The sequence below is a fragment of the Burkholderia sola genome (assembly GCF_905400185.1).
Taxonomy (GTDB): Bacteria; Pseudomonadota; Gammaproteobacteria; order Burkholderiales; family Burkholderiaceae; genus Burkholderia; species Burkholderia sola.
The window spans coordinates 2,757,994-2,783,288 of sequence record NZ_FR989676.1 but is presented as its reverse complement, the minus strand read 5'-3'; the positions used below and the strand labels follow the sequence as shown (position 1 = coordinate 2,783,288).

At 67.3% G+C, this 25,295-nt stretch carries 25 protein-coding genes; 18 read left to right on the top strand and 7 right to left on the bottom strand.

Annotated elements, in window-relative coordinates:
- Positions 1-32 precede the first annotated feature (32 nt).
- The 9 genes from KR541_RS28850 (at position 33) to KR541_RS28810 (ending at position 6,996) form a co-directional block, all read left to right on the top strand.
- On the top strand, positions 33-602 hold the full coding sequence (locus tag KR541_RS28850; RefSeq protein WP_089489228.1) for an HrpB1 family type III secretion system apparatus protein: 570 nt from the start codon (positions 33-35) through the stop codon (positions 600-602).
- A gap of 28 nt (positions 603-630) precedes the next feature.
- On the top strand, positions 631-1,029 hold the full coding sequence (locus KR541_RS28845) for a serine kinase (protein WP_124554048.1): 399 nt from the start codon (positions 631-633) through the stop codon (positions 1,027-1,029).
- A gap of 43 nt (positions 1,030-1,072) precedes the next feature.
- Positions 1,073-1,867 (top strand): type III secretion system inner membrane ring lipoprotein SctJ, encoded by a 795-nt coding sequence (gene sctJ, locus KR541_RS28840; protein ID WP_204384185.1) that lies wholly within the window; start codon positions 1,073-1,075, stop codon positions 1,865-1,867.
- Positions 1,864-2,676: a type III secretion protein HrpB4 gene (locus KR541_RS28835; RefSeq protein WP_245170387.1), complete on the top strand. Its 813-nt coding sequence runs from the start codon at positions 1,864-1,866 to the stop codon at positions 2,674-2,676. Before sctJ ends, KR541_RS28835 begins: the two co-directional genes overlap by 4 nt.
- Positions 2,670-3,728 carry a type III secretion system stator protein SctL gene (sctL, locus tag KR541_RS28830; protein WP_216089959.1) on the top strand — a complete coding sequence of 353 codons (1,059 nt, stop codon included), beginning with the start codon at positions 2,670-2,672 and terminating at the stop codon, positions 3,726-3,728. Before KR541_RS28835 ends, sctL begins: the two co-directional genes overlap by 7 nt.
- A gap of 51 nt (positions 3,729-3,779) precedes the next feature.
- Complete coding sequence (sctN, locus tag KR541_RS28825) at positions 3,780-5,171, top strand: type III secretion system ATPase SctN (protein ID WP_080334121.1); 1,392 nt, start codon at positions 3,780-3,782, stop codon at positions 5,169-5,171.
- Positions 5,172-5,186: 15 nt separating this feature from the next.
- Entirely contained in the window at positions 5,187-5,672 is a 486-nt protein-coding gene (locus KR541_RS28820; RefSeq protein ID WP_050011150.1) for a type III secretion system protein, read from the top strand.
- Between the two features lie 52 nt (positions 5,673-5,724).
- The gene (gene sctT / locus KR541_RS28815) at positions 5,725-6,531 is read left to right on the top strand and encodes a type III secretion system export apparatus subunit SctT (protein ID WP_050011149.1); all 807 of its coding nucleotides are present in this window, start codon (positions 5,725-5,727) and stop codon (positions 6,529-6,531) included.
- A 75-nt stretch (positions 6,532-6,606) separates the two neighbouring features.
- On the top strand, positions 6,607-6,996 hold the full coding sequence (locus KR541_RS28810; RefSeq protein ID WP_089489734.1) for an HrpB1 family type III secretion system apparatus protein: 390 nt from the start codon (positions 6,607-6,609) through the stop codon (positions 6,994-6,996).
- 82 nt (positions 6,997-7,078) lie between these two features.
- Here KR541_RS28810 and KR541_RS28805 read toward each other — a convergent pair whose 3' ends face one another.
- Positions 7,079-7,897: a response regulator transcription factor gene (locus KR541_RS28805; RefSeq protein ID WP_050011148.1), complete on the bottom strand. Its 819-nt coding sequence runs from the start codon at positions 7,895-7,897 to the stop codon at positions 7,079-7,081.
- A 176-nt stretch (positions 7,898-8,073) separates the two neighbouring features.
- Between KR541_RS28805 and KR541_RS28800 the strand changes: the two genes are divergently transcribed.
- The 3 genes from KR541_RS28800 to KR541_RS28790 all read left to right on the top strand — a co-directional run bounded on the left by KR541_RS28800 (position 8,074) and on the right by KR541_RS28790 (position 10,836).
- Positions 8,074-8,919: a carbon-nitrogen hydrolase family protein gene (locus tag KR541_RS28800; RefSeq protein WP_050011147.1), complete on the top strand. Its 846-nt coding sequence runs from the start codon at positions 8,074-8,076 to the stop codon at positions 8,917-8,919.
- Between the two features lie 139 nt (positions 8,920-9,058).
- Positions 9,059-10,399: an APC family permease gene (locus KR541_RS28795; RefSeq protein ID WP_050011146.1), complete on the top strand. Its 1,341-nt coding sequence runs from the start codon at positions 9,059-9,061 to the stop codon at positions 10,397-10,399.
- Between the two features lie 224 nt (positions 10,400-10,623).
- The gene (locus KR541_RS28790; protein ID WP_050011377.1) at positions 10,624-10,836 is read left to right on the top strand and encodes a hypothetical protein; all 213 of its coding nucleotides are present in this window, start codon (positions 10,624-10,626) and stop codon (positions 10,834-10,836) included.
- Positions 10,837-10,897: 61 nt separating this feature from the next.
- Here the strand turns inward: KR541_RS28790 and KR541_RS28785 are convergent, their stop codons facing one another.
- The 3 genes from KR541_RS28785 to KR541_RS28775 form a co-directional block, all read right to left on the bottom strand.
- Entirely contained in the window at positions 10,898-11,323 is a 426-nt protein-coding gene (locus KR541_RS28785; protein WP_050011145.1) for an NUDIX hydrolase, read from the bottom strand.
- 68 nt (positions 11,324-11,391) lie between these two features.
- A complete protein-coding gene (locus tag KR541_RS28780) occupies positions 11,392-12,780 on the bottom strand; it encodes a nucleobase:cation symporter-2 family protein (RefSeq protein ID WP_089489232.1) in 1,389 nt (462 codons plus the stop codon).
- A gap of 142 nt (positions 12,781-12,922) precedes the next feature.
- Positions 12,923-13,900, bottom strand: coding sequence for a LysR family transcriptional regulator (locus KR541_RS28775; protein ID WP_050011143.1), 978 nt, complete (start codon positions 13,898-13,900; stop codon positions 12,923-12,925).
- 134 nt (positions 13,901-14,034) lie between these two features.
- Here KR541_RS28775 and KR541_RS28770 point away from each other — a divergent pair, with 134 nt between their 5' ends.
- The 3 genes from KR541_RS28770 to KR541_RS28760 all read left to right on the top strand — a co-directional run bounded on the left by KR541_RS28770 (position 14,035) and on the right by KR541_RS28760 (position 16,486).
- Complete coding sequence (locus KR541_RS28770) at positions 14,035-14,754, top strand: SDR family oxidoreductase (RefSeq protein WP_050011142.1); 720 nt, start codon at positions 14,035-14,037, stop codon at positions 14,752-14,754.
- A gap of 242 nt (positions 14,755-14,996) precedes the next feature.
- Positions 14,997-15,332: a putative quinol monooxygenase gene (locus KR541_RS28765; RefSeq protein ID WP_050011141.1), complete on the top strand. Its 336-nt coding sequence runs from the start codon at positions 14,997-14,999 to the stop codon at positions 15,330-15,332.
- Positions 15,329-16,486 (top strand): iron-containing alcohol dehydrogenase, encoded by a 1,158-nt coding sequence (locus KR541_RS28760; protein ID WP_050011140.1) that lies wholly within the window; start codon positions 15,329-15,331, stop codon positions 16,484-16,486. Before KR541_RS28765 ends, KR541_RS28760 begins: the two co-directional genes overlap by 4 nt.
- 37 nt (positions 16,487-16,523) lie before the next feature.
- On the opposite strand, the gene KR541_RS28755 is transcribed toward KR541_RS28760, so the two are convergent.
- Both KR541_RS28755 and KR541_RS28750 read right to left on the bottom strand, forming a co-directional pair.
- Entirely contained in the window at positions 16,524-17,045 is a 522-nt protein-coding gene (locus KR541_RS28755; RefSeq protein ID WP_050011376.1) for a hypothetical protein, read from the bottom strand.
- A gap of 59 nt (positions 17,046-17,104) precedes the next feature.
- Entirely contained in the window at positions 17,105-19,285 is a 2,181-nt protein-coding gene (locus tag KR541_RS28750) for an ornithine decarboxylase (protein WP_216089958.1), read from the bottom strand.
- 527 nt (positions 19,286-19,812) lie between these two features.
- Here KR541_RS28750 and KR541_RS28745 point away from each other — a divergent pair.
- Both KR541_RS28745 and potE read left to right on the top strand, forming a co-directional pair.
- Complete coding sequence (locus tag KR541_RS28745) at positions 19,813-22,092, top strand: Orn/Lys/Arg family decarboxylase (RefSeq protein WP_050011138.1); 2,280 nt, start codon at positions 19,813-19,815, stop codon at positions 22,090-22,092.
- Positions 22,093-22,202: 110 nt separating this feature from the next.
- Positions 22,203-23,588, top strand: a complete 1,386-nt coding sequence (gene potE, locus KR541_RS28740) for a putrescine-ornithine antiporter (RefSeq protein WP_216089957.1) — start codon at positions 22,203-22,205, stop codon at positions 23,586-23,588.
- Between the two features lie 4 nt (positions 23,589-23,592).
- Here potE and KR541_RS28735 read toward each other — a convergent pair whose 3' ends face one another.
- A complete protein-coding gene (locus KR541_RS28735) occupies positions 23,593-24,501 on the bottom strand; it encodes a LysR family transcriptional regulator (RefSeq protein WP_124630469.1) in 909 nt (302 codons plus the stop codon).
- A gap of 207 nt (positions 24,502-24,708) precedes the next feature.
- Between KR541_RS28735 and KR541_RS28730 the strand changes: the two genes are divergently transcribed.
- Complete coding sequence (locus KR541_RS28730; protein ID WP_124593796.1) at positions 24,709-25,293, top strand: putative glycolipid-binding domain-containing protein; 585 nt, start codon at positions 24,709-24,711, stop codon at positions 25,291-25,293.
- Positions 25,294-25,295 lie beyond the last annotated feature (2 nt).

Sequence of the window (25,295 nt, the reverse complement as noted above, 5' to 3'; positions counted from 1 at the left end):
TCGGATCGAATCTGATTTCGTTGGGGGAAAGGATGGACGTTCTGAAGGATCGGCCGCAGTGCCCATCGGGAGTCGTCGGCGCGATCGTCGACCTGGTCAGGGTGGCATTGGCCCGCGCAGGCACGCCGGCGCAAGTCGACATCGACGATCTCGAGCACCTCGTCGACGTGCTGCATCTGCTGCGCCCGGATTCCGCCGAATTCGCGTTTTTCGACGGCTGGCTGCATATGGTGCGCGAGGAATGGAGCGACGCCGAACGGCTCTTTCGCGATCTGGTCGAGCGCTCGGTCTGCCTGCCGGCCAGCAAGGGAATGTTGCTGCAGTGCCTGAAGGCCCGCCAGGAGTTCGGCTGGCAGGAGGAGGCTCGGCACCTGCTGGAGGAGGGCGGCAACGAAGAGGTTGAACGGCTCGCGAAGGTTCTGCTTGCGAGCGAGGAGCTGAAGCAGGCGGTCGCGACCGCGAAGCGCACGGGCCGCTTCGTTGCGCCGGATTCCGCGCTCGCGTTCGAGAACGGAGCGCACGCCGAAGACGGCGAAGCGGTCGCGACGCCGTCGTCCTCATCCAGCGACATGCTGCTGACGATGCAGTACATGCGCGTCTGAGCCTGTTGCCCCTACCAGGAGAAACGAAATGAGCATCACGACTGCATCGCAACTCCAGTACGAACTGGCCCGCGTCACCGGCACGACGCCCGCGGCGCCGAATGCGGACGCGGTATCGCAGCCGCTCGTCGACAAATTCCAGGCGATGATGGCTTCGGCGCCCCAGCATGCGGCAGCCGTCCACCCGACCGAGCGCGCGGACCTCGTGACGAAAGCAGTCGAGGAGCAGGCGGACTATTACCGGCAAGTGCCGAACGACGTGCTCTACATGACTCAGCACATGAGCGCGCTGTCGATGGAGCGCCTTGCCGCCGCCGACATGACCATCCAGCTCGAGATCGCCAGCCTGAACGCCGATCTGCAGGTGAAGATGGCGACCGTGCAGTCGTCGAAGGACGCCGTGCAGACGCTCATGAAGAACCAATGACTTGACTCCCCGTCCTGAAGGACAGGGCTTCTCGGAGCAACTGATGAAACCGAACCTCATGCCTTCGAGGCTGCACTCCGCATGGCGGCTCGTCGCGGTGGCGGCGCTCGTGCTGTCGCTTGCGGCCTGCAAGCAGGAACTCTACGGGCAATTGACCGAAAGCGACTGCAACGAAATGGCGGCCGCGCTGCTGATGTCCGGCGTCGACGCGCAAAAGAGCACGCCCGATGGCGGCAAGACCTGGTCGGTCAGCGTCGACGAAAAGCAGATCGTGCATGCGGTGGAAGTGCTGCGCGCACGCGGCCTGCCGCGCAAGAAATTCGACGACCTCGGCTCGCTGTTCAAGAAGGACGGGCTCGTTTCCACGCCGACCGAGGAGCGCGTGCGCTTCATTTACGGTTTGTCGCAGGAACTCGACGACACGTTGTCGAAGATCGACGGCGTGGTCGTGGCGCGCGTGCAGATCGTGCTGCCGAACAACGACCCGCTCGCACAGTCGGTCAAGCCGTCGTCCGCATCGGTTTTCATCAAGTACCGGCCCGACGCGAATCTCGAGCGGATGACGCCGGCGATCAAGAACCTGGTCGTGCACAGCATAGAGGGGCTGACCTACGATCAGGTCAGCGTGACCAGCGTACCGGCCGATGCGCTCGATCCGCCCGCCCACCCGCACCGCCAGGACGGCTGGGTCGTCTATGCGGGCGGCGCGCTCGGCTTGCTGCTGTTGACGATCGCCGGTGGCTTCGCGCTGTTGCGCGGCAACCTGCTCAAGGGCGGCGGCGGACTTGCGGGCCTGCTCGCGCGCCGGACGGGGCGTGCAGCGAAAGCGCCGGCATGACCGTCGATCCGAACGATCGCGTGGCCGGCATGGCAAGCATGGGTGAGCCCATGATGAGCGCATACGACGCAGCCGATGCATACGATGCAGCTGCCGACAGCGTTGCCGCCCCGCACGGCGAGACGCCGGCGGCCGTGGCGGCGAGACTGGCCGCCTACCATCGGCGCCGGCGTACGCTGTTCGACTGGATGCATCCGGCGTGGCTTGCACGCGTGCCCGGTGCGGACCGAATCGGCGCATGCAGCCCCGCGCAGGCCGAGGCGCTTGCCGATGCGCTGCTCGACGAATGGGGCATGCCGGTGCCGCCGCTTGCCGCGTTCAACGCGCCGGAAACGGCGCTTGCGTTGCTGCCGGCGCACGATTGTCTGACCGTATTTCGCTTGCGCGCGCTCGTGGAGCAGGCGGAGCCGTTGCGCGCGTGGATCGACCGGCCGCGTCGCGAGAAGTTGACGGGCTGGATCGGGGCGCGCGGCGTCAATCTGCTCTTCGCGCGCGGGCGCGAGCTTGCCGGCGATGCGGTCTCGCTCGCCGCGCGCGCGCACCACGCGGCAGCGGTCATGCAAGTGCCGCTCGACGCCGCCGATGGCGATGACCTCGCGTGGCTCGGCTTTCGGCTGTTCGCGCGCGACCGCCGATGGGCGCCGGGCGGCCCGCTCGCGATCATGCGGTTGGCCATGCCGGCGCGCGACGACGGGGGGCCGTTGCCGTTCCCTTCGTTGCCGCCGTCGCTACCGTCTCCGGAAGGCTCGAGCCCGAGCCTTTCGATCGTCTCGCAACTGCCCGACTTGTTTCCGGAGGGGTCATGGTGATCTGGTTACGCAATCCGCAGGCCGAAGGCACGGACCTCGGGGTGGGCGTCGAAGGCGACGTCCTGCGTCATGAACGCGTCGCGGCGATCGTCGAGATCGATGCGGCGTACGCCGAGATGCGCCGGCAATGCGACGAGGCGCTGGACGCGGCGCGCGCCCAGGCCCGCATGCTGCTCGACGAAGCCCGCACCCGCGCGGACGAGCTCGTCGAGCGCGCCATGCGCGAGTTCGCGCAAGCGGCCGAGCGCGGCTACGACGACGGTTTGCGGCGGGGGCTGACCGATTGGCACGAACGCGCGGCGGCCGCGCATGCCGAAGCCTGCCGGCTCGCGCCCGGGCAGCATGACCGGCTGGCCGGGCTGGTGACGCTGGCGGTCGAGCAGATCGTCGCGTCAGTGGAGCCCGAAGCGCTTTTCGCCCGCGCGGCCGCAACGGTCGAGCGGATCGTCGCCGACGGCAGCCCCGTTCATCTGCGTGTTCATCCGTCGGATCTGGCCGCGGCGAGCGCGGCCTTCGACGAAGCGGCCGCGGCGTGGCGCGAGGCCGGGCGTTCCGTGCGGCTGTGCGTGGCGGCCGACGCGACGCTTGCGCCCGGCGCATGCGTCGCCGAAACCGACCTGGGCGCGATCGACGCGAGCTTGTCGTTGCACTTGGCGGCGATGCGCGATGCCTTGGCGCGCGCGGTGCGAAGCGTGACGGAGGGCCCATCGCGCGACGCGCCGGATGCGCGGCCCGGGGATGACGCGCAAGCCGTCGACGTGCAGACCGGTTTCGCGGGCAACGACGAGGTGCCGATCGGCGAGTACGCCGTCGGAGCCGGCGAGGGCCTGGCGGACCCGGATGCGCGCGCGGACGACGGCGACATCAGCGACATCAGCAACATCGGCGACATCGGCGACATCGGCGACATCGGCGACATCGGCGACATCGGCGACATCGGCGACGAAGAAGGTTGGCAAGACGAGGCCGCGGCCGTGCAAACGGCGGGCGACCTGCGCGACGAGGGGTGGACCGATGCCGCGTATGCCGACGCCGACGCGATGTCCATCTGAACCGATCTTCGAGCGGCACGTGGAAGAAGACACGACAACGAAAGGAGCGCCATGATCGACAGCGCGGACGGTTTCGAAACCGACGAAGCGAGCGGGGTGCCCATCGCGCAGCTACGGGACGTACGCGGCTTCTCGGCGCTGATGGATGCGATGGAGCGCGAACTGCGCGCCCGCCCACAACCCGCCGCATGCGGCAAGGTCCAGGAAGTGATCGGCACGCTCGTACGCGTATCGGGGCTCGATGCGACGCTCGGCGAGCTATGCGAGCTGCGCTCGCCCGAAGGCGCGTTGCTGCAGCGTGCCGAGGTGGTCGGCTTCTCGCGCGACGTCGCGCTGCTCTCGCCGTTCGGCCGGCTCGGCAGCGTGTCGCGGGCGACACGCGTGGTGGGACTCCGGCGTCCGCTTTCGCTGCGCATCGGCCCCCGCCTGCTCGGCCGCGTGATCGACAGCCTGGGCGAGCCGATCGACGGCAAGGGGCCGCTCGAATGCGACGAGTGGCAGCCCGTCATCGCCGATCCACCCGATCCGATGTCGCGGCCCGTCGTCGATACCCCGATGCCGACGGGCGTGCGCGTCGTCGACGGCATGATGACGCTGGCCGAGGGCCAGCGCATGGGCATCTTCGCGCCGGCCGGCGTCGGCAAGAGTACGTTGATGGGCATGTTCGCACGCGGGGCGCGCTGCGACGTCAACGTGATCGCGTTGATCGGGGAGCGCGGCCGCGAAGTGCGCGAATTCTGCGAGCACATTCTCGGGCCCGAGGGAATGGCCCGCTCGGTCGTCGTCTGCGCGACATCGGACCGCTCGTCGATCGAGCGCGCGAAGGCCGCTTATGCGGCAACGGCGGTGGCCGAATACTTCCGCGACCGCGGCATGCGTGTGCTGCTGATGATGGATTCGCTGACGCGCTTTGCGCGTGCGCAGCGCGAAATCGGCCTGGCGATGGGCGAGCCGCCGACGCGGCGCGGCTTTCCACCGTCGATCTTCGCGGAGCTGCCGCGGCTGCTGGAGCGCGCGGGCCGCTCGGAGCATGGTTCGATCACCGCCCTTTATACCGTGCTGGCCGAGGACGAATCGGGCGGCGACCCGATCGCCGAGGAAGTACGGGGCATTCTCGACGGCCACATGATTCTTTCGCGCGAGATTGCGGCACAGAACCGCTATCCGGCGATCGACGTGCTCGGCAGTCTTTCTCGCGTGATGACGCAGGTGGTGCCGCGCGAGCACGTGGCGGCGGCGGGGCACGTGCGCCGGTTGATGGCCAAGCACAAGGAGGTCGAATTGCTGCTGCAGGTGGGCGAGTATCAGAGCGGCACCGATGCGCTTGCCGACGAAGCCATCGCGAAGATCGACGCGATTCGGGATTTCCTCGGCCAACCGACCGATCTGCTCGTCGACCCGAACGACACGCTCGCGGCCCTCGGCGAGATCGTGCAGTCCTGATGCCGGAGGCAAGCGATGAAAGACCGCCGCGTTGCCGCGTTCGAGCGCGTGCTCTCGCGCCGCCGCCAGCTCGATCGCAAGCTCAATGCGGCGCTCGGCGGCTTGCGCGGCGAGCTGCAGGCGCTCATCGACGCGTTGGAGGAAAGCCGCGCGGCGGTGCGCGCGCATGCGGCCGGGCTCGCCGCGCACGACGGCAAGATCGACGCGATGCTGGGCAGCGTTTCCTTCCGGGCGGACGCGTATCTGAAGCTGCGCGAATTCCGCTCGCACGCGGCCGAGCAGCACGCGATGCTCGAGGCCCGGGCGGCGCAGGCCGGGCAGGCGCTGGCGGCGAAGGAGGCGCAGATCGGTGCGCTGCGCACGGAGATCCTGCGCAACCGTGCCCGCATCGACATCTACGAGAAGCGGCGCGACACGCTCGTCAAGGCGATCGAGCTCGCGATCGAGGACGCGCAGGACGAGGAAACATCGGAGAGCCGCCGGCCCAGCCCGGCGTTTTGAAGCGGCGAGCGCGCCCGCAAGCCGCGCATCCATTGAACGACAGGCGACTGAAATGAGCGAGATTACCTTCGCATCGATCGAATCGAGCCATCAACTGGTCAGGTTTCTGATCGTGCTGGGCCTTTGCAGCGAACGATTGATGGTCCTGATGATGATTTTTCCGCCGACGTCCGACAACGTCGTGCAAGGCCGCGTGCGCACCGCGCTGGCGCTGCTGTGGGGCAGCTTCATCGCCTACGGGCAACGCGGCCTGCTCGAGCAAGGGGATGCGACGATGCTCGTGGGCATCGGGTTGAAGGAGGCGCTGATCGGCGTCGGCCTGGGCTTCGCGGCGTCGACGGTGTTCTGGGCCGCCGAGAGCGTCGGCACGTACGTCGACGATCTGACCGGTTTCAATCAACTGCAGATGCAGAACCCGAGCCAGGGGCAGCAGACGTCGCTGACTTCCACGCTCCTGAGCCAGTTCGCGATCGCGGCGTTCTGGTGTCTGGGCGGCATGACGTTCCTCCTCGGCGCGATCTACGAATCGTATACCTGGTGGCCGCTGGCGAACCTCATGCCGGCCGGGGGATCGGTACTCGAATCGTTCGTGCTGCTGAAGACCGACTCGCTGATGGAAACGGTGGCGAAGCTGGCCACGCCGATGATGCTGATGCTGCTGCTGATCGATATCGGCTTCGGCTTTACCGGGAAGGTGTCGCAAAAGCTCGATCTGCCGTCGCTGGCGCAGCCCGTGAAAGGCGCGCTCACGATCCTGATGCTCGCGCTGATGGCGGCGATTTTCATCGATCAGGTACGCGATCAGCTGTCGCTCGTGGGCATCGCGGCCGAGGCGAGGGCGCTCGCGGGCGGCAAGTGAAACGCGCCGAATGCGCGAGCGAGCGCAAGTATGCGTTCGACGATGGCGATTGACGGAAAAAGCCGGGAGAAGAACATGATCGAGACGTTGAGCGACAACGCGATCGTTACGGGGATGATGGACGTGCTGTGGGCCGGTGCGGCGCTGGATACGTTTTCGGACGTTCAGGACCTGCTCGATGCGATGGCGGTGCTGCGTCCCGGGAACGGCGAAATGCGCGAGGTGCTGGCCTGGTGGCATGTGCGGGCACGCGCGTGGGGCGAGGCGCTGAGCGAATTGCGCCGGGTCGAGCGCGATGGCGCGCTGTCGTCGCGCGGCATCGCGCTCGCGGCCGTATGTCTTTACGCGCTTGGCGATGCATCGTGGCGTACCTATGCCTACGCGGCGGCGTACCGATCCGACGACCCGATGGCGACGCGCACCGCCCAGGCGCTGCTATCCGCGCCCGCGATCGGGCGCGGATAGCCGCCCGCAAGCTCCCATCGCCGTGTTCGGCCGCCTTCCCGCCGAAAGAACGGGAGAACGCGCAACATCGCCGCCGCTCATATCACGCGGATTCACCCGCCCCCGCTGGATCGTAGAACAGCGCAAACAATTCCGACTGCGACCCGACACCGAGCTTTGCATAGATGTGCTTCTTGTGTGCGCGCACGGTCTCGAACGAGATCGACAGTTTCTCCCCGATCGCCCGCGTGGAGAAGCCGCTCAACGACAGCATCGCCACTTCGGTTTCACGCGTCGTCAATGCGCCGCGTCCGCTCTTTCCGGTCAGCATGCCGAAGCGCGCGTGCGGATCGGGCGCTTCTGGTTGCCTCGCGCGCGGCGTTTCGTTCACGACGAACGTTTCGAAGCGCAGGCGCTGCTGCATCAACGACAGCACCCAGGGTGTGTAAAGCGTAAGCAATGCGATCTCGCGCTCGTCGTATTTGCTCGTCTTGCCGAGCGAGAAGCCCAGCGTGTGATCGCGATCGATCACGACGTTGAAATGCACTTCGTCGCCGACGATGTTCTTCTTGAAGTACCGCTGGTAATACTCGGTCATCCGGAAGTTGTCCGGCGCGACGTCGGCGAGCGTGTAGAAGCCCGACGCCTGCGTTTCGAACGCGGCGAGATAGAACGGATCGAGCTGGTAGAGCGCGGCCAGATAGTCCTGGAACATCAGGTCGATCTTGCCGTCCGGCATCGCCTGTTCGGCAAGCACCAGCGGCGCCGCATCGCGCGCGAAGCGCAGCGCGACCCAGTTGTCGAAATCGAGATGCCGCTCGAGTACGCGCGTGAGACGCGCCCAGAAATGCGGGCCGTCGAGGGCGTCGATGGCCGAGCCAATCTCCCGATGAAAAGCGAGATCTCGCCATTCGAGGTCCATCGTGTGCTCCGGTGAGGGTAACCCTGGCGGGGAATTTCAGGTCAAAAATAATAACCCGATAATCGGCCTCGATTCGACGGGCGGCGGGCCGTTCGCCGCTTCGCTCGACGCGCGTCGCATGACTCGTGCAACGCATACGACATGCCACTGAAAGGCAATTGGAAGGAGAGGGCTTCATGCAGGTAGAACTCGCGCAACTGTCGCTCGTCGACGGAGACGTCGTGCACAACACGCGCAAGGTGATCGACACGATCGAGCGCGCCGACGTGGTCGGCGGCACGAAACTGATCGTGTTCCCCGAAACGACGCTGTCGGGTTTCCCGACGCGGGAGAACGTCGCCGACGTCGCCGAGACGCTCGACGGCCCGCGGCTGGTGGCGGTACGCGATGCGGCACGTCGCAAGGGCGTTGCCGTCGCGGTGGGCCTCGCGGAGCGCGACGGCGAACGGTTCTACAACACGACGGTACTCGTCGACGAGCGGGGCGACATCGTCCTGCGCTATCGCAAGACCCATCTGTGGGCGTCGGATGTCGGCGTATTCACGCCGGGCGACCGCTTCGCGACCTGCGTCTGGAACGACCTGACGGTCGGCCTGCTGATCTGCTACGACATCGAATTCCCCGAGACGGCGCGCGCGGTCGCCGCGCTCGACGCCGATCTGCTGATCGTCACCAACGGCAACATGGACCCGTTCGGGCCCGTCCATCACCGCGCGATCGCGGCACGTGCGATGGAGAACCAGATGTTCGCGGTGATGGTGAATCGCTGCGGGCCCGGCGACGACGATCTGACGTTCGCCGGCCTGTCCACGCTGGTCGATCCGTTTGGCGAGAGCACGATCGAACTCGGCCGGGACGAAGCCGTCGCACCGGCGAGCCTCGATCCGACTCGCCTCGAAGCAAGTCGCGAGCATTACAGCTATCTGCACGACGCACGCGTGGCGCTCGGTCTGTCGCCTGTCGAACAGGTTGACGGGAGTCGCGTGCTCACGATCGACGCGGGCCGTCACCGCACCGAGTAGCCCGAATCCCCGGTCCATCCGATGCATGGAGCAGGGCGCGATGCCCGCACATGCCCGGTCGTCCCATTGACATGCCGGAAATGCCTGCCGCACGGCACCCAGGCACTCGCATCGGCCCCAGAGGGGCCCAGGAGATCACATGCAAGCGTCGTCATCCAGTGAACCCGTCCGCCTGAAGCGCACGCTCGGCCTGCCGTCCGTGCTGCTGTTCGGTCTCGCCTATATGGCGCCGCTGATCGTCTACGGTACCTACGGCGTGCTCGCCAAGGCCAGCGACGATACGGCCGCGCTCGCCTATCTGCTCGCGCTGATCGCCATCGCATTCACCGCGCTCAGCTACGGCAAGCTCGCGCGGCTCTATCCGGCCGCCGGCTCGGCCTACACGTACACGCGCAGGACGTTCAACCCGCACCTGGGCTTCATGATCGGCTGGGCGACGCTGCTCGATTATTTCTTCCTGCCGATGGTGATCTGGCTGATCGGTGCGGCGTACCTGAACGCGGCATTTCCGCACGTGCCGACCTGGATCTGGATCGTCGCGTTCATCGTGCTGACGAGCGGATTGAACATCGTCGGCATCGAACTGGCCGCGCGCTTCAATATCGTGCTGATGGTCGTGCAACTGGCGATCGTCGCGATGTTCGTCGTGCTGTGCTGGCACTATGCGTCGGCTGCGGCGGGCCCGGGCGGCATCGCGATGGCGGAGCCGTTCTTCAGGCCGCACGTGCCGTTCGGCGCGACGATGGCAGGCGCCGCGATCGCCGCGTATTCGTATCTCGGCTTCGACGCCGTCTCGACGTTGACCGAGGAAACGATCGATCCGAAAAAGAACATGCCGCGTGCGATCCTGCTGATTGCGCTGATCGGCGGCGCGATTTTCGTGATCGCGGCGTATACGATGCAGCTCGCGCATCCCGGCGTCGAATTCAAGGATACGGATTCGGCCGCGTTCGAAGTCGCGAAGATGATCGGCGGCGACCTGTTCGTCACCGTGTTCCTCGCGGGCCTGATCCTCGCGCAGTTCGCATCGGGCATCTCCGCGCAAGCGAGCGTCGGGCGGCTGCTGTATGCGATGGGCCGCGACGAAATCCTGCCGAAGCGCATCTTCGGGTTCATTCATCCGCGCTTCAGGACGCCCGCGATCAATATCGCCCTCGCCGGCGTCGTCGGATTGATCGCGCTGAAGCTGGATGTCGCCACGTCGACGTCGTTCATCAACTTCGGCGCGTTCCTCGCCTTTACTGCCGTCAATCTTTGCGTGATCCGGCTGTATCTGTCGGACCATCACGGTGAGCGCAGGATCGGGGTATTCGGCGGCCTCGTGTTTCCGTTGATCGGCGCGGTGTCCGATATCTGGCTGCTCGTGAGCCTCGAGAAGACGGCGCTCGTGCTCGGCGTCGCATGGTTCGTGCTCGGGCTCGTGTATCTGTGCTGGATGACGCGGCTGTTTCGCCAGGCGCCGCCGGAAGTGGCGATTTGAACGACCGATCAGTGACGACGTGATCCGGAAGCTGGACGGGCGCACCCAATAACCTGCGGCAGGTTGCGCGACCCGGCCGCACGTGGCGGCCGCGGCCGCCGAAACTTGATCGGGAAAAGCACCAGAAGCTTGCGGAATTTCTTCCGGTTATAGTGGAATCGCTGAAGGTAGACGCGGCGCTGATTGCCGATACCGTTCAGGTAACGACCGTAGACGGGTGCTGTATGAAAAACATAATCGACAAGACCGCCGGACCGATCTGGGGCGTGGCAGCAGGATTGCTTCTTGCTGGTGCGGGATTGAGCTTGGGTATTTTCCCGGCGGCGCTGCGCAGCTCGGGCAGCGCAAACGACTTCATGGCGTCCGGCGTCGCGATGCTGGGCATCTTCCTCGTCGTCTATTCCACGCACGAACTGCGAAGAAAGCGCTCGCACTGAGCGTTCGCGCCCCGCTGATCGCGACACGCGACTCGAGCCGGCCGACGGCGCCGGGCGGGCGCTACGCGTTGCGGATTTCGTGGTTGTAGACGAGTTCGACGATTCGCTTCGTCGGAATACTCGCGCGCAGACGGTCGACGCTGTCGATCGGAAACCACTTGCATTTCTCGATCTCGTTGCTCGCTTGCGGCGTCTGGTCCGGCCCGACTTCCGCGAAGAACACGTGATGGATCTTCGCGAGTCCGGTGAACTGCATCGAGTACACCAGATCCTGGCCGGTCATGCCGGTTTCCTCGCCCAATTCGCGATGCGCGGCTTCGAGCGGGGTTTCCCCGCGCTTGATCGTGCCGCCGGGAAGGGCCCAGCGCGACGCCGCGCGCGTGACGAGCAACACGCGCGCATCGCGATAGCAGACGACGGTCGCGCGTTCCTTGATCGGAACGGCAGTCGTTTCGGGGGTTTGGTCGGGCGCGAGGGTTTGGGGCATGCGGTGATTCTAACCAGCCGAAATCGATCGGCCAAGGCGCCCTGACCGGGTTTGACGATTGATTGCCGTTACTGCCTTTCCGGCAGGAACCAGTTCATCACGAGCGCGCAGATGCCGCCCGTCGCCACGCCCGATTCCAGCACGTTCTTCAGCGCATGCGGCAGGTTGTTCAGAATGTCCGGCACCTGCGACACGCCGAGGCCGAGCGCGAGCGACACCGCGATGATCAGCAGCGCGCGGCGATCGAGGTGCACGCCCGCGAGGATGTTGATGCCCGACGCGGCCACGGCGCCGAACATCACCATCGCCGCACCGCCGAGCACGGGCTCGGGCACGGCCTGCAGCACGCCGGCGACGACCGGGAACAGGCCGAGCACGACGAGCATCGCCGCGATCCAGATGCCGACGTGACGGCTCGCGACGCCGGTGATCTGGATCACGCCGTTGTTCTGCGCGAATACCGAGCTCGGGAACGTGTTGAACACGCCGGCCAGCAGCGAGTTCGCACCGTTGACGAGCACGCCGCCCTTGATCCGCTGCATCCACACCGGCCCTTCGACCGGCTCGTTCGAGATCTTGCTGGTGGCCGTCACGTCGCCGATCGCCTCGAGCGACGTGACGAGGTAGATGATCAGCATCGGCACGAACAGCGCCCACGAGAAGCCGATGCCGAAATGCAGCGGCGTCGGCACCTGGAACAGCGCGGCCTGGTGCATGCCGGTGAAGTCGAGGCGGCCGAGGAACGCGGCCGCGAGGTAGCCGATCGCGAGCGCGATGACGAGCGCGGTGCTGCGCACCCAGACGACCGGCACGCGGTTCAGCAGGATGATCGTGCCGAGCACGAGGCCCGACAGCGTCAGGTTCTCGGCGCTCGCAAAGGTGCCCTTGGCCATCGCGCCGTAGCCGCCGCCCATGCTGATCAGGCCGACCTTGATCAGCGTGAGGCCGATCAGCAGCACGACGATACCGGTGACGAGCGGCGTGATCAGGCGCTTCACGAACGGCAGGATGCGCGACACGCCCATCTCGATGAACGACCCGGCGATCACGACGCCGAAGATCGCGGCCATCACGGTCTCGACCGGCGTGCCCTGCTTGACCATCAGGCTGCCGCCGGCGATCAGCGGGCCGACGAAGTTGAAGCTGGTGCCCTGGACGATCAGCAGGCCGGCGCCGAGCGGGCCGAAGCGCTTGCACTGGACGAAGGTCGCGATGCCGGAAATCACCAGCGACATCGACACGATCAGGGTCGTATCGCGGCTGGACACGCCGAGCGCCTGGCAGATCAGCAGGCCGGGCGTGACGATCGGCACGATGATCGCCAGCAGGTGCTGCAGCGCGGCGACGAACGCGACCATCGGCGCCGGCCGGTCGTTCGGGCCGTAGACGAGGTCGCGGGCCGCGTCTGCGGCGTCGGCGCCGTGGGAGGCGGATGGGGCGGAGGAGGCGGGTTGCATGGCGAGCGGGCGGGCAAGGTGGAAAGTGCGGCATTTTAGCCGAAGGGGCTGGCGGCGCCGCCCGGCCGGGCCGCGGTAGTGGGGCGTCGGCGGTGCGTTGCCGGCCGCGCGGCTGGCCGGCAAGCACGCCCGCAAACCGACGTCAGCCGGCCGCGCGGGCTCCCTTGCCGCGCGCCGTCGTGCGTGGCGGACGGGAATCCGGATACGCGCGCTGGCACACGGCGATGACCGTGTCGCGCAGACGGCGATGGACGGGGTCGCCGTGCATGCGCGGATGCCACAGCGCCGACACGAGGATCGCCGGCAGGCGGACCGGGACCTCGAAGCTGCGCAACCCGAGCGCTTCGATGAGCCCGGGCGAGCACGCGTTGCCGAGGCTCGAGCGCGGCACCAGCGCGATCAGGTCGGTGCTGGCCGCGACACGCATCGCGTCGGGGTAGCCCGGCACGACGACGTGCACCGCAGGGTCCGGGCCGGCATGGCTGGTCGAGTCGTCGGCCGGCCCGCCGAAATCGCCGAGTTGGGCCGCCATCACGTGGCGGCAGGCGGCATAGCGCGCGGCCGTGATCCGGGCTGACGCGAACAGCGGATGCCCGGCGCGCGCCACCGCGACGTGCCAGTCGTGAAAGAGCATGCGCGTATGCAGCTCGGGCGCGTCGTCGCCGCGCTTGCCGATCTCGAGGTCGACGGTGCCGTCGCGCAGCGCCTGCGGATCGCGGTCGCGCTTCGGGACGAAGCGGATCCGTACGTGCGGTGCGACGTCGGCCAGTGCGGCGACGACCGGGCCGGCCAGCATTTCCATGAACGATGCGGCCGCGCGAACGGTGAACGTAGCCGTGAGCGTTGCAAGATCGACGTCGGCCGTCGCCGGCCGGAGCACGGCGCGCGCGTCGCGCGCGACCGCATGGACACGGTCGCGCAGCGCGGCGGCATGAGGCGTCGGCACGAGCTTGCGCCCGGCGCGCACGAGCAATTGATCGCCGGTGGCGAGGCGCAGCCGCGTGAGCGTGCGGCTCATCGCGGACGTGCTCAGGCCCAGCCGGCGTGCGGCGCCGGTCACGCTGCTCTCCGACAGCAGCACGTCGAGCGCGGTGACGAGGTTCAGGTCGATGTCTTCCATGCGGACAGGATACGCCACTGGGAGGTTTGACATGGCGTTCGATGCAATGATGGGTTGCATCCGGTGCGTCTGGCGCCTGGTGTGGTGCGCGCCTATAGTGGGCGCATGACGAAACACGGCAAAGGCGAAAAACCATGCAATCGACTGAATCGAATCGACGAAATACCTCCGCGATCCTCCTCGTCGCGGCGTCGCGCGGCCTCGGACTGGCAATGGCGGAGGCATTCCTGAACAAGGGCTGGAACGTGACGGGCACCGTGCGCGAAGGATCGGGGCGCACCAAGCTGCACGACCTGGCCGACCGGTTCGACGGCCGGCTCGAGATCGGCACGCTCGACATCTGCGAGCCCGCGCAACTGGCCGCGCTGCGCGAGCGTCTGTCGGGCCGGCGCTTCGACATGCTGTTCGTGAATGCGGGCACGACCAACGATCCGAACGAAACGATCGGCGAAGTGACGACCGACGAATTCGTGCGCGTGATGATCACGAATGCACTGGCGCCGATGCGCGCGATCGAGACGCTGCAGGATCTCGTGACCGACGACGGGCTGATCGGCGCGATGTCGTCGGGGCAGGGCAGCGTCGCGAACAACGTCAGCGGGATGCGCGAGGTGTATCGCGGCAGCAAGGCCGCGCTGAACCAGTTCATGCGCAGCTTCGCGGCGCGTCAGGCCGATACGCGCCGCGCGCTGGCGCTGATGGCGCCCGGCTGGGTCCGTACCGAACTCGGCGGGCCCGACGCGCGCCTGACCATCGACGAGAGCGTGCCGAGCCTCGTCGACGTGCTGCTGGCGAAGCGGGCGCGGCCCGGGCTCGAGTATCTCGACTATCTGGGGCGGACGGTGCCGTGGTAGCCGGGGCGGCGGCGCAAGCGCGCGGCGGCCGGCCAGGTTCCGGCTCGCCGTGAACGTGCGGCGCGATTCGGCCTGCCGTTGGCGGCCCGGTCGCGGCACAGCGCAGGCCGTGCCGATTCAATACAATGCGACGACGCGTCAGCGATACGGTGCCGCCTCATCGCGTTTGAATTCATCCGGTTCGTGGCGGATGGGGGGGGCGCTCCCGTCGCGACGGGCTTGTGTCCAACATGGAGCGCAGCATGAACGAACCCTATCTGCAGGTCATCGCGCATTTCTTCGCGAAACCCGGCAACGGCGACCGCGTGGTCGAGCTGCTGGCCGAACTCGCGCCGGCCACGCGCACCGAGCCGAAAAACCTCGACTACGCGTACTTCCGGTCCCCGGAGAACCCCGACCACATCGTGATCCTCGAGCGTTACAGCGAGGCCGACGGCCTCGACGTGCATCGGGAAACGCCGCATTTCCAGCGGATCGGTGTCGGCGCGATCATGCCGTTGCTCGAGCGTCGCGACGTGATCCGCTACATGGTGCAGCCGGACACCGGCACGGCGACGCCCCCGGGAGGCGCCCGATGAACCCGTTTCAATTCCGCACCGTTCCGACGCAGATCGTCGAATTCGGCGCCGCGCGCCGGCTCGGCGCGCTGTTGCGCGAACGCTTTCCGGCGCTCGCGCGCCTGTGCGTCGTCACCGATGCGTTCCTGCACCGCAGCGGCGTGCTCGCGCCCGCGCTGGAAAGCCTCGCCGCGCACGGCTGGCAGGTCGCCGTGATCGACGACGTGATCGCCGATCCGCCCGAGCACGTGGTGCTCGAAGCAGCCGCGCGAGCCGTCGCGGCCGATGCCGAGATCGTGCTCGGTCTCGGCGGCGGCTCGTCGATGGACGTCGCGAAGCTGATCGCGGTGCTCGCGCCGGGCCAGCAGGCGCTGGCCGACATGTACGGCGTCGACAAGGTCGCGAGCGCGCGGCTGCCGCTCGTGCAGATGCCGACCACGGCCGGCACCGGCTCCGAGGTCACGGCCGTGTCGATCGTCACGGTCGGGGAGGCGCGCAAGATGGGCGTCGTGTCGCCGCACCTGTTCGCGGACGTCGCGATCCTCGACGCGGAACTCACGCTCGGCCTGCCGCGCGCGGCGACGGCCGCCACCGGCATCGACGCGATGGTGCATGCGATCGAGGCGTACACGTCCGCGCGGCTGAAGAATCCGGTATCCGACATGCTGGCGACGCACGCGCTGACGCTGCTGTCGCGCAACCTGCTGGCCGCATGCGACGACGGGCAGAACCGGCACGCGCGCGAAGCGATGCTGGTCGGCGCGATGTTCGCGGGGCAGGCGTTCGCGAATGCGCCGGTCGCGGCCGTGCACGCGCTGGCTTATCCGGTCGGCGGGATCTTCCACGTGCCGCACGGGTTGTCGAATGCGTTGGTGCTGCCGCACGTGCTGCGCTTCAATGCGCCGGCGGCCGCGCCGCTTTACGCGGAACTGGCGGCCATCGTCGCGCCGTCGGCCACGGGCAGCGACGAAGCGAAAACGCATGCGTTGATCGCCGAGATCGACCGGCTGATCGTCGCGACGGGCATACCGCGCACGCTGCGCGACGTCGGTATCGGCGAGGACGACTTGCCGAGGATGGCGTCGGACGCGATGTTGCAGACGCGTCTGCTCGTGAACAATCCGCGCGAGGTGACCGAGGCCGACGCGCTGGCGATCTACCGGCAGGCGTGGTGACGCGGCGGGCGCGATGCCGTCCGCCGGCCGGGTTCCGTTATTTCAGGTCGCGATCCTTGCAGGTCGGCTCGAATTCGCCGTCGAAGTACTGATACAGGTGCACGAGCAACGTGTTGGCGCCGACCTTGCGCCCGAGGTAATGCGTGCCTTCGACCGACGTGCAGGTCGAGAACGCGAGTTGCAAGCCGCCGTCGAGCACGGCTTCCGGGTGTGCGCCCTGACGCACGAAATGCGCGGTGCCGACGACGCCGAAGCCGCGCGTGTCCGCCGGCACCGACTTCGGCAGCGACAGGGCGTACGCGGCGATCGTGCGGTCGTCGTGCAGGCTGTCGAGAATCTGGTTGCCGGGCTTGCCGGCGCGGCCGGTGACCGTCGCGCAGCAGCGCGCGACGCCCTTGTCGTCGTCGGGCAGCACTTGCAGCGACGTACCTGCCGCGAGATGCGTATTCGGCGTGTAGTAGACGCCGTCGGCCACCACGCCGACCTGCTGCGCATGCGCGGCGATGGAGACGGCGAGCGCCGGGGCGATCAGGATAGAACGAAGCGGTCGGATGGGCATGATGGCGGCGATGATACACGCGGCGCGCAAGCGCCGCGCGGGCCGGGCACCGATCGCGATCAGGCCCGCGACGCGTCGGCGCCGGCCGCGACCACGTACGCCGACGCCTGTTTCGTGCCGTCCAACTTCGTCTGCAGGTACACGCCCTGGATTTCCGGCTCGAAGCCCGGCAACGCATTGATCCCGGCTTCGAGCGCGCGGAAGTAGTCGAGCGCCGGGCCGCCCCATGCTTCGCCGGGCACCACGCAGAAGATGCCGGGCGGATAGGGCAGCGCGCCTTCGGTCGCGATCCGGCCTTCGATGCGCTCGAGCGTGACGAGTTCGACGTTGTTGCGGATCAGCTCGGTATTCGCGGCCTGCGGCAGCATCGCCTGCTTCGGGAACTGCGCGCGCCGGAACATCTGTTTCTGCAGATGCTTCATGTCGTGGCTGCGGTAGAAATCGTGCATGCGCTGGCACAGCTGCCGCAGGCGCATCGTGCCGTACAGCTCCGGATACGCTTCGCACAGCGACGGAATCGCTTCGCGCAGCGGCGTGTCCTGGTCGAGATGGCGCTCGAACTGCGCGAGGTGCGCGACCAGATGCTGCAGCTTGCCGGCACTCTCCGACGGCGTGAGCAGGAACAGGATCGTATACAAGTCGGCTTTCTCGGGCACGACGCCGTGCTCGCGCAGGTAGCGCGCGAGGATCGGCGCCGGCGCGCCGAACGGCGCGTATTCGTGCGTGTCGCGATCGATGCCGGGCGTCGTCAGCAGCAGCTTGCACGGATCGACGAAATACTGGTCGTCCGCATAGCCTTCGAAGCCGTGCCACCTGTCGGCCGGATGGAAGCGGAAGAAGCGCAGGTCGTCGACGATCTGCTCGGTCGGGTAGTCGGCCCACGGGCGGCCGTCGATCTGCTGCGGAACGAACGGGCGAATCTGGCGGCAGGTTTTCAGCAGCAGCTTGCGCGCATCGACGCCGTGTGCGACGCAGTCGCGCCACAGGCGCCGGCCGGCCGGGCCCGCATGCATCTGCGCGTTGACGTCGAGCGCCGCGAACATCGGATAGAACGGGCTCGTCGACGCGTGGATCATGTACGCGTTGTTGAAGCGCCGGTGATCGCAGAAGCGCTTCTGCCCTTCGATGTGGCTGTCATTCTTGTGGATCTGCGAGGTCTGCGAGAAGCCGGCCTGCTGCTTGTGCACCGACTGCGTGACGAAGATGCCGGGATCGTCGGGCCCGAGCGTCAGCATCAGCGGCGAGCAGTCCTGCATCATCGGAATGAACTGCTCGTAGCCGACCCATGCCGAATCGAACAGGATGTAGTCGCACAGATGCCCGATCCGGTCGACGATTTCGCGCGCGTTGTAGATCGTGCCGTCGTAGGTGCCGAGCTGGATCACCGCGAGCCGGAACGGGCGCGGCAGGTCGGCGCGCTCGGGCGCGACGTCGCGGATCGCGTCGCGAATGCGCGCTTCGCCGAGCGCCGCGCTGTCGACGCCGCCGATGAGGCCCCACGCGTTGCGCGCGGTCTCGAGGTAGACCGGCCGCGCGCCGGACAGGACGAGCGCGCCGAGGTGCACCGACTTGTGGTTGTTGCGGTCGAACAGCACGAGATCGCCGGGCGCGAGCAGCGCGCTCGTGACGACCTTGTTCGACGTCGACGTGCCGTTCAGCACAAAATAAGTTTTATCCGCGTTGTAGATGCGCGCGGCGTTGCGCTGGGCTTCCAGCGCGGGCCCTTCGTGAATCAGCAGATCGCCGAGCCGGACGTCCGCGTTGCAGAGATCCGAGCGAAACAGCGTCTCGCCGAAGAAATCGAAGAACATCCGGCCGAGCGGATGGTTCGAGAAGAACTGGCCGCCCTGGTGGCCCGGGCAGTCGAATTCGACGTAGCCGCGCTGCACGTAGTCGCGCATGACCTTGAAGAACGGCGGCAGCAGGTTCTCGCTGTAGATGTCGGCGGCGGCGGAAATCTGCCGGCCGTGGTAGTGGCGGCCGCCGTGCCGGAGCGGGATCACGCCGCTCGCGCGCGGCAAGACCGATGGCGGCACTTCCTGGTCGGGCTCGACCGCGACGAAGAACGGAATCGCGAAACCGGTTCGCTCGACGGTTTTCAGCACCTTTTCCGCGGCCTCGATGCCGACGACGATGGCCGCGATGTTCGTGAAATCGGTCTGGAATACGTCGACCTGTTCGTGCGTGGTGAGAAAGGCGCCGATCAGCGCCGGCTCGACTGCGATTTTCAACAGGCTCACGCGAACTCTCCGGTAAATGACCTGAAACGGGAGCCGCATTCGCGCTGGTGCGTGATGTCGATACGACACGCGCTGCAGCCGATTGAAACGTTCCCGCGAATGCCGAACGCCGAATGCGGACTGCACCGAGAAGCATTGAGCAGCGCGGCACGGCCGTGATCGGACAGTGTCCGGCGCCGCCGATCGTAACAACAAAGGCACGTGAATTCAATCGACCGGAGTCGTCAATGTCATTGACGGCTGAGCCTGATCAATTGATCGGGAATTGGCGTGCTGCGGCGCATATAAAAATGATCCAATGATGAAATCCGATTGGAAAGGCGCCGATGATTTCGCCGAACCGTCGGCTTTTCATCGTAAGGCGTTCATGGCATAGTCGGCTCCGAACTGGATGGCGAATCAAGCCGGAATGGCGAGCGTCTCATGCCGCTGCCCGTGACCTGCCGTCCGCGTGCTCGTGAGACGAACGATACCAATCGAAGCAACGCAACAGCGAGGGCAACAACGTGAACACTTCCACTGGCGGCATGCGTCGTCTCGGCATGCGTGCGTTACTCGTCGACGACGAGATCGCGCAGGAAACGGCAACCGGGCGTGCGGTGCGCACGCTGAGCGCGGAGCTCGCGCAACGCGGTATCGACGTGTTGACGGCGACGTCCTCCGACGATGCCATCGTGCTGATCCGCTCCGATCCGTCGATCCAGTGCGTGCTGCTCGACTGGGATCTCGGCGTGGACGGCCACGGGCCGTCCGAGGCCGTGGTCGATGCGATCCGGCATCGCAATGCCAACGTGCCGATCTTCCTGCTGGCCGACCGCAGCGTCGCGTCGACGGTGCCGGCCGCGGTGATGGGCAAGGTCGACGATTTCGTGTGGCTGCTCGAGGATACGGCAGACTTCATCGGCGGGCGCATCCACGCGGCGATCGAACGCTATCGCTCGACCGTGCTGCCGCCGATGTTCGGCGCGCTCGCGAAGTTCTCGCGCGTCTACGAATACTCGTGGCATACGCCGGGCCACACGGGCGGCACCGGCTTCCTGAAATCGCCGGTCGGCCGCGCGTTCTTCGAATACTTCGGCGAATCGCTGTTCCGCTCGGACCTGTCGATCTCGGTGGGCGAACTCGGCTCGCTGCTCGATCACTCGGGCCCGATCGGCGAAAGCGAACGCTATGCGGCGCGCGTGTTCGGCGCGCATCGCACGTATCACGTGACGAACGGCTCGTCGACGTCGAACCGCATCATCCTGATGGCGAGCGTGAGCCGCGACCAGATCGCGCTGTGCGACCGCAACTGCCACAAGTCGGCCGAGCATGCGATGACGATGTCGGGCGCGATTCCGACCTACCTCGTGCCGACGCGCAACCGCTACGGGATCATCGGGCCGATCGCATCGGAGCGCCTCACGCAAGCGGCGATCCGCGAGGCGATCGCGTCGAACCCGCTCGCGGCGGGGCTCGCCGACCGCCAGCCGAAGCATGCGATCGTCACGAACTCGACGTACGACGGCCTCTGCTACAACGTGACGCGCGTCGAGGAACTGCTCGGCGCGAGCGTCGACCGGCTGCACTTCGACGAAGCGTGGTACGGCTACGCGCGTTTCAATCCGATCTACCGCGACCGCCATGCGATGCACGGCGACCCGCGCGACCACCACAAGGACCGGCCGACGGTATTCGCGACGCAGTCGACGCACAAGCTGCTGACCGCGTTGTCGCAGGCGTCGTACATCCACGTGCGCGACGGCCGCAGCCCGATTCCGCATGGTCAGTTTAACGAAACGTTCATGATGCACGCGTCGACGTCGCCGAACTACGCGATCATCGCGTCGAACGACGTCGCGGCCGCGATGATGGACGGCCCCGGCGGCGCCGCGCTGACGCGCGAATCGATCGAGGAGGCCGTCGCGTTCCGGCAGATGATCGCGCGGATGAACGGCGAATTCGGCGCGAAGGGCGACTGGTTCTTCGAATGCTGGCAGCCCGACACCGTGCTCGAGGCGCGCACGGGCCGCACGCTGCCGTTCCACGAAGCGCCGCCCGAGCTGCTCGCGACCGACCCGGCGTGCTGGGTGCTGCGCCCCGGCGCGCAATGGCACGGCTTCGGCAATATCGAGGACGGCTACTGCATGCTCGACCCGATCAAGGTGTCGATCGTCACGCCGGGCGTGGCGCCGGCCGGCGGCCTGATGCCGGTCGGCATCCCGGCGAGCGTCGTCACCGCGTATCTCGATGCGCGCGGGATCGTCGTCGAGAAGACGACCGATTTCACGATCCTGTTCCTGTTCTCGATCGGCATCACGAAGGGCAAGTGGGGCTCGCTCGTCAGCGCGCTGTGCGATTTCAAGCGCGACTACGACGCGAACCTGCCCCTCGACATGGCGATTCCGTCGCTCGCTCAGGAGCATGGTTCGCGCTATGCGGGCATGGGGCTGAAGGATCTGGCCGACACGATGTTCGCGGCGATGGAGCAGCTCGGCACGACGCGCCTGATGTCGGAGGCGTTCTCGATCCTGCCGAAGCCGGAGATGAGCCCGGTGCGCGCGTACGAGCATCTCGTGCAGGGCCGCGTCGAGCAGGTCACGCTCGACGAACTGGCCGGGCGCACGGTGGCGACCGGCGTCGTGCCGTATCCGCCGGGCATTCCGCTGTTGATGCCGGGCGAGAACGCGGGGCCGGCCGGCGGCCCGGTGCTCGGCTACCTGAAGGCGCTCGAAGCATACGACCGGCGTTTTCCCGGCTTCGCGCACGACACGCACGGCGTGGAAGTCGAGGACGGCACGTATCGCGTGTACTGCCTGACGGCCTGAAGCCCCGAAGCCCCGAAGCCCCGAAGCCCCGAAGCCCCGAAGCCCCGAAGCCTGACCGGGCGAACGGGCGACCGGCCGCGCGGCGGCCTCACATCGAAGGATCGAACACCATGGACAACGCAGCGCACCTGGCCGACGCGGCCCCGGCGGCCGCGCCGAAGAACCGGATGAACGTCTGGCAGCTCACCATCCTCACCGCGGTCAACATGATGGGCTCCGGCATCATCCTGCTGCCGGCGAAGCTCGCGCAGGTCGGCACGATCTCGCTGCTGTCGTGGATCGTCACGGCCGGCGGCTCGCTCGCGCTGGCCTACGCGTTCGCGCGCTGCGGGATGCTGAGCCGCAAGCCGGGCGGGATGGGCGGCTACGCGGAATACGCGTTCGGCAAGGCCGGCAACTACATGGCGAACTACACGTACGGGCTGTCGCTCGTGATCGCCAACGTCGCGATCGGCGTCACGGCGGTCGGCTACGGCACCGTGCTGTTCGACGCGACGCTGTCGCCGCTGCAGACGGGCCTGTGGACGATCTTCCTGCTCGTGCTGACGACGGTCGCGAACTTCGGCGGCTCGCGCATCACTGGCCGGATCGGCGCGGTGACGGTGTGGGGCGTGATCATTCCGGTCGTCGTCGTATCGCTGATCGGCTGGTTCTGGTTCAGCGGCGCGACCTGGGGCGCCGCGTGGAATCCGCACAACCTGCCGTTCGGGCCGGCCGTCGGCGGCTCGATCGCGGTGACGCTGTGGGCGTTCCTCGGGCTCGAATCGGCGTGCGCGAACGCGGACGCCGTCGAGAATCCGGAGCGCAACGTGCCGATCGCCGTGCTCGGCGGCACGATCGCGTCGGCGATCTTCTATATCGTGTCGACCAACGTGATCGCCGGGATCGTGCCCAACGCGATCCTCGCGGCGTCGAACGCGCCGTTCGGCCTCGCGTTCGCGACGATGTTCACGCCGACCGTCGGCACGATCGTCACCGCGCTGATGGTGATCGCGTGCATCGGTTCGCTGCTCGGCTGGCAGTTCACGGTCGCGCAGGTGTTCAAGAGCTCGGCGGACGTCGGCTATTTCCTGCCGGTGTTCGCCCGCGCGACGCGCACGGGCACGCCGATCGTCGGCATGGTGATCCTGCTGGTCGCGCAGGTCGCGCTGGCGCTGATGACGATCAGCCCGGAGCTGAGCAGCCAGTTCCAGAAGATCGTCGATCTCGCGGTCGTCACGAACCTCGTGCCCTACGTGATGTCGATGGCCGCGCTGATCACGATCCAGAAGGTCGCGAAGGTGCCGCCGGGCAAGGCGCTGGTGACGAACGCGGTCGCGATGGTCGCAACCGCGTACAGCTTCTACGCGCTCTACAGTTCGGGCGAGCAGGCGCTGATGCTCGGCGGCCTGTGCGTGTTCCTCGGCTGGACGCTGTTCGGCTTCGTCAGCGCGCGCTTCTACCAGATGGAAGTCGACGCGGACGTGAAGGAGCCGGGGAAGTCGCTGCAGGCGTGAAGCCCTAGCGGTCGGGCGTCGTCAGCAGCGGCGGCAGGGTGCGTTTCAGCAGATCGACGACGGCCCGCACGCGCGGTGGCAGCGGCCGCTGCGCGTGCACTAGCACATTGAGCGCGAAGTCGGGCACGTCGTAGTGCGGCAAGAGGCGAACGAGCCGGCCGCGCGCGAGCGCGTCGGCGCAAGCCGGGTGCTGGACTACGCCGATACCGCCGCCCGCCGCGATCGTGTCGAACATCGGGCGCCAGTGGCTCGCGGTCATGACCGTGCGGATGCGCGCGTATTCGACCGCACCGCCGTCGCGCCGCAGCGGTACCTGCTCGTTCGCGAACACGCCTTTCACCCGGATGAACGGATGGTTCGCGAGATCGGCCTTCGTGTCGAGCGGGCCGTGCCGCTCGAGATACGACGACGCGGCGACGAGCACGCGGCCGACCGCGCCAAGCGCGTAGGCGACGAAGCCGCCGTCGCGGAGCTGGCCGGCCCGGATCGAAATGTCGACCCCCTCGGTGACGGGATCGACGATCTCGTCGTTCAGCACCAGGTCGATGTGCAGCTTCGGATACGCGGTGCGGATCTGCATCAGCACGGCCGGTAGCACGACCTCGCCGAAACACTGCGGCGCCGCGAGCCGGATCGTGCCGTCGAGCGCGTTCTCCGTCTTCGACACCGACGCCACGGCCAGTTCGGCCGCTTCGAGCAGCGCCTTGCTGCGTTCGTAGAAGAGGCGGCCTTCCTCCGTGCACGCGAGCGTGCGCGCACTGCGCATCAGCAGCCGCGTGCCGAGATGCTTTTCGAGTTTCTCGATGCGTTCGCTGACGGCCGGTTGGCCCATGTCGAGATCCCGCGCCGCGCCGGACATCGTGCCGCGCTCCACGACTCTCACGTAGATGCGCATCGTCGCCAACAGATCCATGAAGTCGCGCCTCGTGTTTTCCGATGTCTTCCGGTTCGATTTTTACCGATCGACGGATGGTACCAAAGCGGCGTCGACGCGATGGTGTGCGTCGGGCCGATACTGACTATCGGCCGGTGCGCTTACGGTGCCGCCAAAGCCGCGTGCGTTCGTCCGCGCCGTGCGCGAAAATCGGCGTGCTTTCACACGGCCGACAGGAGACGCGACATGACGCAACGGAACGAAGCGCGACGGACGCATTGCGTCGCATGGCAGATCGTGCAGACGTGGCAGGCGGCCGAATGGTGCCGGCTCGACGAGTCGCCAACGGGCAACGCGCTGGCGGGTGCGGTGGCGGGCGCGATCGACGGCACGCCGTTTCGTATCGACTACGCGGTCGCATGCGGCGCCGACTGGCTCACGCGCTCGGCGCGCGTGACGCATTGGACCGGCACCGCGCCGCCCCGGCAATGGGACATCGCGTGCGACGCGGGGCAGTGGACGATCGACGGTATCGCTGCGCCGGCGCTCGCGGGCGCGACCGATATCGATCTCGGCTTCAGTCCGTCGACCAATACGCTGCCGATTCGCCGGCTGGCGCTCGCCGTCGGCGAGTCGGCGGAGATTCGCACCGCGTGGCTGCGTTTCCCGGATCTCGCCATCGTGCGCGGCGAACAGCGCTATACGCGCACGGCGCCGTACGTGTACCGCTACGAGAGCGGCACGTACGCGGCCGATATCGGCATCGACGATGCGGGCCTCGTCACCGACTACGACGAATGGCGGCGCATCGGCGCGGCACGGGCGTCGTGACG